Source organism: Methanobrevibacter ruminantium, assembly GCF_016294135.1.
Taxonomy (GTDB): Archaea; Methanobacteriota; Methanobacteria; order Methanobacteriales; family Methanobacteriaceae; genus Methanobrevibacter; species Methanobrevibacter ruminantium_A.
The window spans coordinates 21,928-34,971 of sequence record NZ_JAEDCO010000001.1 but is presented as its reverse complement, the minus strand read 5'-3'; the positions used below and the strand labels follow the sequence as shown (position 1 = coordinate 34,971).

Below are 13,044 nucleotides of genomic sequence, written 5' to 3'. Positions count from 1 at the left end.
ATTTATTTTTCACTATTTTTTTTAATTACTGTTCATAAATTAATTCCATATCTTCTATTGGCAATATGGTTTCAACTGCTTTTGCTTCAATTGCTATTCCCTTTTCCTTAATTGCAGCTATTGAATTCAATCCGCTTCCTGTAACGATACCGAAGTTGTAGTTGTCCACTTTTGCATTGTATACCAATTCCCTTGGTTTACCTACTTTAAAGATAGGGAATCCATTTTCATTGATTTTATCCAAAATCTCTTCGCATTCAGGTCTTGCTATGTAAGGAACCTCTTTTATTGAAGCGAGAATCTTCTTAGGATTTTGACGTTTGGATATTGATGTAAGATTTTTGAAAATGAAAATTTTATGAGGATCTATTGAGGAACCGTCATATGAAATCATTTCTACAAACAATGGAGGTTTTCCAAGTTCCAATAATCCCCCATATCTTGGTGTGCTCATAATACCATTGTTGATTAGAATGCCGTCAATTGACAAGCTGCAAACGGTAGCTATTCCAACTTTACTCTCATCACTTGGATGGTCTACAATATTGAATAGAGGATTCATGTATTTTGGAAGGCTCTTATATGTTCTTTTCATGACAGCCAATGCATCATCAAGGTCCTGCTTATTCAAGTAGGATATGTTTGCAACTATGTTTCCTTCATTTGTTTCAATATCGTAATCCACTTGATTCATTCTATTCAATGATTTTGTAAGTATGAAAGGTGTTTTCTTATACTCTATTTTCTTTGCTTTTTTGATTTTGTGTTTAGATGATTCAAGCTCTTTCAGTTTATTGTAATCAATGAATTCCTCTCCAGTCTTGATATCAACTTTATAATCCATTTCCTGAGTTGCACAGAATGGTGTGATTCCCCCAATGATTGATATGCCAACCATTCCTTCAGGTACTGGAATTCCTAAAACGTTTTCACTTGTCTCTCCAATCTCTAAAACTCCTCCAATTCCCACTTTCTCAAGTTTTTGGATAATTTCCTTTGCCTTTTCGACGCTGGTTCCAGGAATTATCCTAAAGTTTGCAGGAATTGTTCCTGTACCATGTTCTGCAACTTCCAAAACTGAAGTCATGTCTTTTGCTATAAATGCATCTAATGGAGTGATTGAAGTTTTCTTGTAGGAAATCAATTCTGAGAATTTGGTAGGATAGTAATCTTCAATTTCAACTAGCCCTCCATATTGGGGGATGGAAGGAATTCCATTTTTTAAAAATACCCCGTCAATTGTTGTACCGCAGATGGTTTTCATCACATATCCCTTTTTGCCATCGATTTCAGTTTTTTTAGCATTGATCAATGGGCTTACGCAAACTCCTGCAGCAAAGACTTCCTTTATGATGTCAAATGCCTTGTTGTCAAGGATATTTGAGGTATTTACGATTACATTTCCACACCTTTTATTGTAATCAAAATTAGTTAAGTATATCCTCTCTTCGAATTTTGAAAATGTGAAGTCAACTTGGTCGTAGATTAATCCTTTTTCAAGTTTCGCTCTTCCAAGCTCGGTGATAACTCTGCCAGAATATCCTTTTCTTTCTGTGTATCCCTTTTCATCAAGAATTTGCATATGGTAACGCACTGCTCTCTCACCAAGGTTATACCCTTTTGTTTTAAGTTCGTCCGCTATTACTTTTGAACCGATTGGCTTTTCTTGGACATTAAGGATTCTTAGAATTTCTATCATTCTATGTTCAGATTCTGACATGTAATCTCCTACTTTCTAAACTGGAATTTTTTAAAAATAAGAATGTGTTTTGTTAAAATAAGTCTTTAAAAATAAAATAAAAATAGCTATTTAATTTTTAAATAGCTATAGGTTCTTAAATCTTAAATTCAATTAGATAATTGGATTATAAGTTTAAGTATTTCTTATGTTCGTAATTGAATACTTGGACTCTGTATTCGTCCCATTCCTCATATTTTGCACTGAGGAATGCATTGAATATGTGGTCTCCAAGTGCTTCTTTCATGATTTCGCTTTCTTCAAAGGTATGGTATGCTTCCCATAAACTGGAAGGTAATAATTCAATACCCATTTCTTCCCTTTCTTCATCGCTTAACTCATAAATGTTAAATTCAATTGCTTCTCCAGGGTCGATTTTGTTTTTGATACCGTCCATACCAGCTTCCAACATCACTGCAAATGCAAGATAAGGGTTACAGGTTGGGTCTGGGCTTCTGTATTCAATACGGGTAGCTTTTCCACGTGCAGCTGGAACTCTGATTAAAGTGGATCTGTTTTGAATACCATAGGAAATGTATACTGGAGCTTCATAACCTGGAACCAATCTTTTGTATGAGTTTACAATAGGGTTGGTAACTGCGGTGATTGCTGCAGAGTGTTTTAATAATCCTCCAATAAACCACATTGCTTCTTGGGATAATCCGGTTTCACTGTTTTCATCATAAAAGATGTTTTCTCCATCTTTGAATAAACTTTGGTGACAGTGCATTCCACTTCCGCTTTCTCCGAAGAATGGTTTTGGCATGAAGGTAACTCTGTAGTCAAATCCATCGAAATCAGCCATATTTGCTACAATAGCTTTAATTGCTTGTTTGAATGTAATTACTGCATCTGCAGTTTTTAAAGCGTCATCGAATTTGAATGCAATTTCATTTTGACCAGGACCTACTTCGTGGTGGCTTGCTTCAACTTCAAAGCCTAATTCCTGTAAGTTAGTTGTAATTTCTCTTCTGAAGTCAGTTCCCTTATCAACAGGTTCCACATCAAAGTATCCTGCATCATCGTGAGGAATTGGGTATCCGTCATCATCAGTGTCTACAATAAAGAATTCAGGTTCTGGGCCTATGTTATAGGTGTAACCTTCTTCCTTGATTTTAGCCAATGCTTTTTTGAGGATTCCTCTTGGATCTCCTTCAAATGGTTCTCCATTAGGTTTGTAAATGTCACAAATAAATCTGCAGGATGCAGATTCTTCAGGTCTCCAGGATAAAGCGGAATAAGTGCTTATATCTGGTTTCAATACAAGGTCACTTCCTTCAATTCCTACGAAACCTGGTATTGAAGATCCATCAAATAGGATGCCGTCAGTTAATAAGTCTTCCATATTTTCTAATTTGCATGGAATAGATACATTTTTTGGAATTCCATGTAAATCAACAAATTGGAGTCTAATAAACTTGATATTGTCTGCTTTCATTCTTTCAATTACATTTTTGATTCTTTCTTCCATTAAATCATTCTCCATTAGATTTGGAATAAAATATAATAATTATTTCAATTTAATAATTATTTTTTAATATTAGTTCGGAAATAGATTTCCACCTAATAATATATCTATATATTTTAATATATTATTTTATCTATTTTCTACTTTTTAAACCTTGTCTAATAATATATTTTTTTTAATATTTTTCATTTGAATATTTAATTTTTTATTAAAATTTTAAAAAAAGTTTATTTTTATAATAAAAAATTGAACAAAAATATATTTTGATATATTTTTTCATAAAATTTTGATAAGAATAGTTTAAAAAATAGCAAAAATTATTAAAAATCATTGGGGAATTTTATCTAAAATAAGTAAAAAAAGTTGTAGTTTTAGAATTGTTACAATTCCAAAACTTTAAAAGATTCTAAGTTTAGTAAATCAAAATTAAGTATTTTTGGAGCGTAGTTAACTTCTCCAATTCCAGTCACGAGTTTGTAAGCTTCAAACGCTTCTAAACATCCAACAATATTTGGAACAGGTCCGATTACTGGAGGAACTCCTTTAGTTAATTTTGATATTTCCTTCTTGGTTTCCTCTCCCAATTCCTTTCCAAGGGATGGAAGGGAGAACAATTCCTCATATGATGGAGTGTCTTTAGTGAATACGCTTACTTGCCCTTGTGTTCCATGGATAGCTCCATGAACGAATGGAATATCATTTTCTCTAGCAAATCTGCTTACAATGATTCTTGTGTATAGGTTATCCAATGCATCTATGATTATATCCCTATCGCCAAAGACTTCTCCAATATTGTCAGCATTCAATTCTTCATTAAAAGCATTAACTTTTGTATAAGGGTTTGTTATTCTGACTCTTTCCTTTGTTGCAATTGATTTGTCAACACCTACTGTTTCTAAACTGGAGATTGCCTGTCTGTTTAAGTTTGACAGATCATATGCATCCTTGTCTATTATTGTTAAGTCTCCAAGTCCCATACGTGCAAGCATAAGAATGGTTCCTCCACCTATGCCTCCACAGCCAACTACTCCTATTTTAGCATCTTTAAATCTTGTCTGTTGGCTTCTAGTTACAATACTCATTTGACGAGTTGCTATATCCCAGTATCCGAATCCTTTATATCTTTCTGGCATATTTCCACCTTTTCACATCTAATAATATATTATCAATTATCTTTTATATCTTTATATCTTTTTGAATCCCTAGTTCTATATTAAATCTTATTGTATATAACAATTGTTATTTTTTATGATCACTTTTTTAATTATTAGAAATAAGTGTATTTCTTGCCAAAGAACTCTTCAACTTTCTTTAAATCTTCAGAGATATTGATCATTTGAGTGCAATGGTTTAGGCAGTCATCGCAATGAATGCAACTGTCCGCTCTTGTGCCGTTTTCAAGTGAGAAATAATGCATTGCACTTCCTGCAGGATTATCCAACATTTTAGCCACGTTGTATTCCCTAAAGCATCCTACAATATCCACTCCATTAGGGCATGGCATGCAGTAGCCACAACCTGTGCAGTCATTTCCTCTTCTTTGCTTGTATTCCCAAGAAACCTCATAAATAAGATCCAAGTCATTTTCACTGATGGAGTTTATTTCGGACCTGTTGGCTATTTCAATGTTCTCCTTTACTTGTTCTATGCTGTTCATTCCACTAAGGACTGTGTTCACTTCTTCCATATTCCAAAGGTATTGGAAAGCCCATTCAAGAGGGGTTCTCTTTTCTTCAGCCATATCCCATAATTCCATAATGTCTTGAGGAACATTTTGCACTAGTCTTCCACCTCTAAGAGGTTCCATAATCATTGTTCCTAAATTATGGGAAGCCAAATACTCAACTCCCTCCCTTCCGGATTGGTATCTTTCATCAAGGTAGTTCAATTGGGTAAGGCCAAATTCGAACTTGTCATAGTCATCTACAATATCCACTATCCAATCCATCTCTGTATGGGCTGAAAATCCCATATGTTTTACTCTACCAGAGCTTAAGAGATCATCCATGAATTCAAAGACATCAAGTTCCCTAAACATTTTCCAATAATCCTCGTTGAGGCTATGCAGCATATATAAATCAATTGAATCTGTTTTCAAATCCTTTAGTTGCTGTTCAAATATGTTTTCCATATCCTCTTTTGACTTAATGAGCCAACTAGGAAGCTTTGTACTTAAAATGATTTCATCCCTATATGAATTTTCATACAAGAAGTTTCCAAGATACTCTTCACAATTTCCTTTTCCAGATAAGTTATTTGCATGATAAGAATAAGCGGTGTCAACAAGATTTATTCCATTTTCAATCCCATAACTCAATATTTTATCTGACTCTTCAACATTTATTTGATTATTGTCTTTAAAATGAGGCAATCTCATTGCTCCGAATCCTAAGATAGAAACTTTCTCTCCAGTTTTTCCTAAAGTTCTATATTTCATTGTATAACCTATAAAATTTTATTAATTTTTAATATTCTTCTATTGATTCTCTAAATAATTATATTTTTCAGATATTCTAATATTGTTCTTTTTAATTAATATCATTTTTTAATAGCTTAATTGATTGAACTTTTAATAATGAAATAGATGAATCAAAAAAAAAATAAGTTGAACCAATCGATAAGAGAAGTTGAATCAATAAAATTGGGTAAATAAGTAAAAATAGTTTATTAAGTTGTCTATTTGTGTTGAATTGAATAAAAATAGTTAAAAAAAGTTATGATGTTATGATTCCTGGGATTGGATGCCGGGGGCGGGATTCGAACCCGCGATCTCACGGTATCCCAGGAAAAAAGTCAGAGCACGCTTAGTTACCCTATGAGCCGTGCGCTCTAACCAGCTGAGCCACCCCGGCATCAGACAGTATTAAAAGTTATGTTTTTCATAATTTATATAGTTTTTGTTTGTTAGTAAATCTTATATTATAAAAAACACAATTAATATTTATATTGAAATTAATAAATTATAATGATAAAAATTATGATATGAATTATAATATGGGATTATGATATAAAGTTATGATTTGGAGTTATATTATAATTATTTTATTATGATTTTTTTAAAATGATTATTATTTATTTTGTTAATTAATTGTTCATGTGATATTTATGAGTAATGTTAAAGACATGTCCCTTGCTGATGAAGGGATTAGGAAAATCAAATGGGTTCAAAAACACATGCCTGTTCTTGAACACATCAAAAAACAATTTGAAGAAGAAAAGCCTTTTGAAGGTATTACCATTGGATCATGCTTACACTTAGAACCTAAAACTGTCAATTTAGGTTTGACTTTAAAGGCGGGTGGAGCTGAAGTGGCTATGACTGGTTGTAACCCTCTTTCAACCCATGATGATGCAGCAGCTGGAGCAGCTGCTCTCGGTTTGCATATCTATGGTTGGAGAGAACAAACCGATGAGGAATATTACGAAGCTATTGACAATGTTTTATCCCACAAGCCAGATGTAATCATTGATGATGGTGCAGATATGATCATGTACCTTCATGAAAAACGTCCTGAACTCTTGGCAAACATTAAAGGTGCTTGTGAAGAAACAACCACTGGTGTTCACAGATTGGAAGCTATGCATGCTGATGGGGCTCTTAAATTCCCAGTTATTGCTGTAAATGACGCTTATACCAAATACTTGTTTGACAACCGTTACGGTACAGGCCAATCTTCCTTGGATGCAATTATGGGAACCACCAATATGTTGATTGCAGGTAAGAATGTAGTTGTCTGCGGTTACGGCTGGTGTGGTCGTGGAGTTGCATCCCGTGCTGCTGGACTCGGTGCAAATGTAATTGTAACTGAAGTTGACCCAATCAGAGCGCTTGAAGCAAGGATGGATGGTTACAGAGTAATGAAAATAAGAGAAGCTGTAAAAATAGCCGACCTTGTTGTTACTGTAACAGGTAACATTGACATCATACATGGAGATGACTTCAAGTACATGAAAGACGGATGTATGTTATCCAACTCAGGACATTTCAATGTGGAAATCAACAGACAAGACCTTGAAGCTCAATCTGTAAGCTGTGAAGAGGTAAGGGAAAGTATTGAAATGTTTACCATGAAAGATGGAAGAAAGATCTATCTTTTAGCAGATGGAAGACTTGTAAACCTTGCAGCAGCAAGAGGCCAAGGACACCCAGCAGAAATCATGGATATGAGTTTTGCTGTTCAAGCGTTGTCTGCTAAATACATCGTTGAAAATGACTTGTCCTTAAGTGTTGAAAAGGCTCCTGACAGTATTGATGATGATGTTGCAAGATTAAAGCTTAAGGCTATGGGCATTGAAATCGACGATTTATCAGAACGTCAAAAAGATTACTTATCCGATTGGAGAGAAGGAACCTAATTCTCTTTAATCTTTTATTTTATTTTTAAATAAATTATTTTTTTAAATCTTTATTTACTTTAATTTAATTTTTTTTAATTTTTTATATTTCATTTTCTATTTAACTATTGGACTGATATCATGTCTTATTTTCGCTATATTGATAATGGAGAAGGGCCTACAAAATTATTTATTGGAGGAGTTCATGGCGATGAAGGTAAGGATGTATTGCCTTTGATTAAGCTTTTATCCAATGATGATTTCTCAAGCGGACAGATTTATATCTATAATTTCGACAAGACTCCATATGTTTCCACAATTCATAGGGAATTTTACGAGTCTGAGCAAGGAAAGAAGATATTGGATTTGATTGATTATTATAATCCTGATTTTTATACAGAACTTCACTCCTACAATATTAAGCATTTTGATAGATTAACAAGCTTGGAAAGACTTGATAAGGACGGAATTCCTCCATTGATCGATTGCAGCCAATATGTCTTATGCAGTTCTGTTTCCCCTTTGATAAGAAGAAAGCATTTCACTAAGGAAAATATTTGTCAAACTTTGGAATTTCCTTCATTCAGAGGTGAAGACTTAAAGCTTAGTGATGATGAGCTATTTGAAAAATATGATTATGATTATGATGCTTCAGTTCAAGAATACATGTCATTTTTAAGGTTGATTACACTCAGCAAGAATAGGGATGACTTTGAGAAAAGAGTGTTGAAGGATTATAAAAAACAAGCGGATCTTGCATTAAAGTATGTAAAAATAATTTATGGCTTGGATTTCCCACGTTATTAAAAATAGCTTTTTTTAAATTCAATTTATTTCAAATTCAAAGTTTAATCGATTCAACTTTTATAAAAATAGCAAATAAATAGATAAGATTGGTTTTAGAACCAATCCTCTAAACTTTTTTGTGTTGAACTTAATTTTTTCAATTTTTCTGTAACATTCAGGACTCTGCTTTCGGAAAATCCATGCTCTTCACACATGAATTCAACAAGCTTGTCCTTTTTCGCACTTTTGAACTTGATTTCATAATCTGTGTTCACATCATGCTTTAAGAAGATGTCTCTTAGTTCATCTGGTTCAACATTCACTTCTGTGATTCCCTTTTGAACTAAAATGTCTTCTAAAGTGTTGTTTCTGATTAATTTTAATCCTGTTTTTGCACCGATTCCATGGATTCCTTCGTTGAAGTCGGTTCCTACCATCAATGCCACATCGATTAGCTGTTCTCTTGTCAAGTCTATATCTTCCAAGACCTTTTGAAGTTCAAGATATTCAAGGTTTGACAATCCCCCACTTAATGTGAGATTTCTGATGATACGTGGAGCGCCGAATAGCAAACAGTCATAATCCTGTGAAGCTACAGCCCATGCATCTCCTTGCTCTACCATATATGCTCCTTGAGCTTCCCCTTCTCCTTTAGCTTGCACATAAGGTATTCCCATATAATCAAGCAGTTTTTTAGATGATTCAAGGATATAAGGAGACATTCTGGAAGTTCTTATAGCAAATTTCCTTGCTTCTTCAATGTTTCCTGCAGCTTTAGCCTCTTCCCATTTTTCCATAGCCTCTTCTTTAATGGCCTTTCTTTGTTCGATGGTTTTTGCCTTATGCTCTGAACTGTCTCCATCAAAAACATAGATAGGTTTGATTCCTTTATCGACTATTGATGCAGTTCTATAGAGGATTCCACTTAAATGGGAGGTTACATTGCCGTTTTGATCCATCAATGGGCTTCCATCTCTTTGACGAATTCCTGATAAAAACTGGTAAATTGTGTTGTATGCGTCAATTGCTACGGTTCTTCCTTCCAAATCTTTTAGACTAATTTCCTCTGGGGAAACTATGTCCTTGAATTTTACTCCCATATCATCCACCTAATTTCTCTTAAATTCATTGTTTTTATTTTAACCATTTTCAATATATTTATTTTGTGAAATAGAGCATTTGAAATCTATTTTTCATATTTAGTTAACTATTCATGGCTTAAATTATATTTTTAATGCTCTATATTCCACCATCCTTATATCAGCATAACTTATATTTCAGTAAAGTAATTTATTGGGAAGAATTCCTTAATCCACATTAGGATTTCACCATTCATAATAATGGTGTAGTCTCTTGTCAGGAAATCCTCTTCAGTATTGTATAGCTCTTTAAGTTTGTCAGTTGCATTTTCTATCTGTATAACATTTATTTCTCTTCTGGTTTCAGCATTGTATTTTTTTAGGATTCTTCCAATAGGAATATCTGCCCTAACCAAATCGTCTCTCATTTCTTTGCTTAATCTTTTTAGTGGAATGTAAGAAACAGCATAGATTAAAGGATAATCATCCTTATGCATTACAATTTCCCTATAATTCACTTCATCTCCAGCATCAACATTTACCAATTTGGCACTTTCTTCAGTTGCCTCTTCGAAATGTTGTTCTAATGTTTTTAAAGCGATTTTTCCATATAAAACATCTAAAATAGCTGTAATTGAGCCATCAGTAGTCATTAGAATTTTCTGAGTGTTTGAAAAATTCTGATTGTATTTCTCTTCAACCTGATTGATCTTTTCAATCAATCTTACATTGATGTCATTGTCACTATGTTTTGACATAATTTATTCTCCGTGTTGTTTATTAAGGTTTAGAAATTTGATGAAGTTTCAGCTTATGGATTTATAAGTTATCTGGATTTTCTATAAATCCTGAAATTGCAGATGCAGCAACCACTCCTGCATTAGCTAAATATACGGATGAATTAGGGTCTCCCATTCTTCCTTTGAAGTTTCTGTTTGTAGATGAAATGCTTGTTTCACCTTCAGACAGCACTCCCATATGTCCACCTAAACATGGTCCGCAACCTGGGTTGGACACCATAGCTCCAGCATCTAAGAATGTCTTTATATATCCTAAATCCATTGCCTTTTGGTATATTTCCCTTGATGCAGGGATGATGATTAATCTTACATCATCATGGACTTGCTTTCCTTCAAGCACTGCTGCCGCTTGTGCAAGGTCGGATAATCTTCCATTGGTACATGAACCAATGAATCCTTGGTCAATGTGAGTTCCAGCAACTTGTGATAATGGCTTCACATTATCCACATCATTAGGGCAAGCTATTTGGGCTTCCATATCATCTACATTAAATAGGAATTCCTTTTCGTATACTGAATCCTTATCGGATTTAAGGATATTCAATTGATCCTTTGTCTTGCCGGTTCTTTCGCAAACATATTCAATTGTGGACTGGTTAGGTTCCATAATTCCGTTTTTGGCACCCATTTCTATTGCCATGTTTGTCATGGTCATTCTACTTTCAACATCCAAATTGTCGATTGTCTCTCCACAGAATTCAGCAGTCTTATAGGTAGCTCCAGCTATTCCAATCTCTCCAATGATGTTTAATATCAAGTCCTTTGAAGTGATGCCAGGATTCAATTTTCCTTCAACTTCTATCTTGAATGATTCAGGAACCATGAACCATGTTTTTCCAGTGGCATATACCATAGCCAAATCAGTAGCGCCCATTCCAGTTGAAAATGCTCCGAATGCTCCATAGGTACATGTATGTGAGTCTGCACCAACTATGATTTTTCCAGGCTCAACATGGCCTTTTTCAGGAAGCACCTGATGGCAGATTCCTTCTCCATGAATGTAATGATTCTTAATTCCTTGAGTTTTAATGAAGTTTCTAGCTACCTTTTGAAACTCTGCAGATCCTATTGTGTTTGCAGGCACATTATGGTCAAAGACAATGACTATCTTTTCATTGTCCCACACCTTATCGCTTATTTTTTCAAAGGTTTTTATTGCAGGAGGTGAAGTTCCATCATGTGACATTGCCAAATCAACATCCACTTCGATAATTTCTCCAGGAATTACTTCACGACCTATTTTCTGGGATAATGTTTTTTCTGAAATATTCAAATTTAATCTCCTAAAAATTTATCAATATTTTAAATTAAAATTTTATCAATATCTTTAATTAATTTAATTCTATATCTATTTTTATAATTTAATCTATTGATTTATAAATTTATTTATATTTAATCTCAATTTTAATAGGTTTGAAAAATAAGTTGGATGAGATTGGGTTTAAAATCAAGATAGAATTTAAAAATGGGATAAGTGGCTTAAATAAAATTTAAATTAAAAAAATAGTTAAAATAGAATTTCGGGATTAAAAAATAAAAAAATGAATAATGTTGATTATATTATAAATCAACATAATTTGAATCAATGCTTCTTACAATGTCTTTAAATACATCGTCATCAATGTATTTTCCTTCTTCTCTGCTTTCCTTTACCTTTTTCACGATTTGGCAAAGTTGGTCATTGGTTACTTTAAATCCACATTCATCAAGTTTTGCCTTAACAGCTCTGCAACCGGAATGTTTTCCTAAAACCAATTGTCTTCTTTGACCCACGAGTTCAGGTAAATATGGTTCGTAGGTAAGAGGCTCTTCGATTACTGCATCCACATGGATTCCGGATTCATGTCTGAATACGTTTCTTCCTACAATGGCTTTGTTGTATGGAATTTCCAAACCGGTTTTCTTGGATACCAATTCAGATAACTCTTGGATGTATTTGGTCTTGAAGCCTAAGTCCTTACCATACAATAATTTTAAAGACATGATTAGCTCTTCAAGGGAAGCGTTTCCGGCTCTTTCTCCAATACCGTTAACAGTTGTTGAAACAGCACTTCCTCCTGCAAGCAATCCATAAATTGAATTTATCACAGCTAATCCAAAGTCATTATGACAGTGCATAGCTATTTGAACATCAGTCACTTTTCTAAGTTCCTTAATTAAAAAGGTAATTCCTTGTGGGGTGATTGCTCCAACGGTATCTGCAATATGCACTCTGTCAGCACCATAGCTTTCTGCTTTTGAGTAAACTCTTTTCAAGAAGTCTAAGTCAGTTCTTGTTGCATCCTCTGCTGAAAATGCTACAAACAATCCATGGTCTTTAGCATATTCAATTGATTTCATGCAGATGTTCAATGCTTCTTGCCTTTTGATATGCATCTTATGTTCCAAATGAATGTCGGAAGTTCCCATAAATGTAATGATTCCATCCACATCACAGTCAAGAGCTCTGTCAATGTCTCCTTTTTTGGTTCTTGCTAAACAGATGATTTCAGCATCCAATCCTTCGTTAGCTATTGCTTTTACAGTAGATGCTTCTCTGGATGAAACAATTGGGAAACCTGCTTCAATCTGATGGATTCTTAATTGGTCAAGCTTTCTAGCTATTTCCAATTTGTCTTCCTGTGAAAAGCACACTCCAGGAGTTTGCTCTCCATCTCTTAAAGTTGTATCATAAATAGTAATATCCTTTGGGAATTTGTATTCTTCTTCCTTGTTGAAAGGACTTGTATAATATTGCATTTTTTTATCAACTCTTTATGTCTTTTGTATTTTAGTTAGTTTTATGTTTTTTTAATATTGTTAAATTTAATATTCTTAAATTTCTTTAGTTTAAATTTA

General features: G+C 33.8%; 10 protein-coding genes and 1 tRNA gene. 2 read left to right on the top strand and 9 right to left on the bottom strand.

What is annotated here, in order from left to right:
- Positions 1-25: 25 nt before the first annotated feature.
- The 5 genes from VW161_RS00160 to VW161_RS00140 all read right to left on the bottom strand — a co-directional run bounded on the left by VW161_RS00160 (position 26) and on the right by VW161_RS00140 (position 6,058).
- The gene (locus VW161_RS00160; RefSeq protein WP_304087852.1) at positions 26-1,720 is read right to left on the bottom strand and encodes a DUF128 domain-containing protein; all 1,695 of its coding nucleotides are present in this window, start codon (positions 1,718-1,720) and stop codon (positions 26-28) included.
- Positions 1,721-1,865: 145 nt separating this feature from the next.
- On the bottom strand, positions 1,866-3,209 hold the full coding sequence (glnA, locus tag VW161_RS00155) for a type I glutamate--ammonia ligase (protein ID WP_304087854.1): 1,344 nt from the start codon (positions 3,207-3,209) through the stop codon (positions 1,866-1,868).
- Positions 3,210-3,586: 377 nt separating this feature from the next.
- The gene (locus VW161_RS00150) at positions 3,587-4,339 is read right to left on the bottom strand and encodes a HesA/MoeB/ThiF family protein (protein ID WP_304087856.1); all 753 of its coding nucleotides are present in this window, start codon (positions 4,337-4,339) and stop codon (positions 3,587-3,589) included.
- Between the two features lie 134 nt (positions 4,340-4,473).
- Positions 4,474-5,643, bottom strand: coding sequence for an aldo/keto reductase (locus VW161_RS00145; RefSeq protein ID WP_304087858.1), 1,170 nt, complete (start codon positions 5,641-5,643; stop codon positions 4,474-4,476).
- Between the two features lie 305 nt (positions 5,644-5,948).
- Positions 5,949-6,058 (bottom strand) — tRNA-Met (locus VW161_RS00140).
- A 253-nt stretch (positions 6,059-6,311) separates the two neighbouring features.
- On the opposite strand from VW161_RS00140, the gene ahcY reads away from it, so the two are divergent.
- Positions 6,312-7,562, top strand: a complete 1,251-nt coding sequence (gene ahcY / locus VW161_RS00135) for an adenosylhomocysteinase (RefSeq protein WP_298536632.1) — start codon at positions 6,312-6,314, stop codon at positions 7,560-7,562.
- A 120-nt stretch (positions 7,563-7,682) separates the two neighbouring features.
- Entirely contained in the window at positions 7,683-8,348 is a 666-nt protein-coding gene (locus tag VW161_RS00130; RefSeq protein WP_304087861.1) for a DUF2119 domain-containing protein, read from the top strand.
- 92 nt (positions 8,349-8,440) lie between these two features.
- Here the strand turns inward: VW161_RS00130 and fen are convergent, their stop codons facing one another.
- The 4 genes from fen to VW161_RS00110 all read right to left on the bottom strand — a co-directional run bounded on the left by fen (position 8,441) and on the right by VW161_RS00110 (position 12,945).
- Positions 8,441-9,427, bottom strand: coding sequence for a flap endonuclease-1 (gene fen / locus VW161_RS00125; protein ID WP_304102313.1), 987 nt, complete (start codon positions 9,425-9,427; stop codon positions 8,441-8,443).
- 170 nt (positions 9,428-9,597) lie between these two features.
- On the bottom strand, positions 9,598-10,164 hold the full coding sequence (locus tag VW161_RS00120; RefSeq protein ID WP_304087864.1) for a chorismate--pyruvate lyase family protein: 567 nt from the start codon (positions 10,162-10,164) through the stop codon (positions 9,598-9,600).
- Between the two features lie 61 nt (positions 10,165-10,225).
- The gene (gene hacA, locus VW161_RS00115) at positions 10,226-11,479 is read right to left on the bottom strand and encodes a homoaconitase large subunit (RefSeq protein WP_325192622.1); all 1,254 of its coding nucleotides are present in this window, start codon (positions 11,477-11,479) and stop codon (positions 10,226-10,228) included.
- A gap of 287 nt (positions 11,480-11,766) precedes the next feature.
- On the bottom strand, positions 11,767-12,945 hold the full coding sequence (locus VW161_RS00110; RefSeq protein ID WP_304087868.1) for a homocitrate synthase family protein: 1,179 nt from the start codon (positions 12,943-12,945) through the stop codon (positions 11,767-11,769).
- Positions 12,946-13,044 lie beyond the last annotated feature (99 nt).

Bases quoted from the DNA above. Each gene is read 5' to 3' on its own strand.
- VW161_RS00160 (WP_304087852.1), bottom strand. From the start codon at position 1,720: ATGTCAGAATCTGAACATAGAATGATAGAAATTCTAAGAATCCTTAAT.
- glnA (WP_304087854.1), bottom strand. From the start codon at position 3,209: ATGGAAGAAAGAATCAAAAATGTAATTGAAAGAATGAAAGCAGACAAT.
- VW161_RS00150 (WP_304087856.1), bottom strand. From the start codon at position 4,339: ATGCCAGAAAGATATAAAGGATTCGGATACTGGGATATAGCAACTCGT.
- VW161_RS00145 (WP_304087858.1), bottom strand. From the start codon at position 5,643: ATGAAATATAGAACTTTAGGAAAAACTGGAGAGAAAGTTTCTATCTTA.
- ahcY (WP_298536632.1), top strand. From the start codon at position 6,312: ATGAGTAATGTTAAAGACATGTCCCTTGCTGATGAAGGGATTAGGAAA.
- VW161_RS00130 (WP_304087861.1), top strand. From the start codon at position 7,683: ATGTCTTATTTTCGCTATATTGATAATGGAGAAGGGCCTACAAAATTA.
- fen (WP_304102313.1), bottom strand. From the start codon at position 9,427: ATGGGAGTAAAATTCAAGGACATAGTTTCCCCAGAGGAAATTAGTCTA.
- VW161_RS00120 (WP_304087864.1), bottom strand. From the start codon at position 10,164: ATGTCAAAACATAGTGACAATGACATCAATGTAAGATTGATTGAAAAG.
- VW161_RS00110 (WP_304087868.1), bottom strand. From the start codon at position 12,945: ATGCAATATTATACAAGTCCTTTCAACAAGGAAGAAGAATACAAATTC.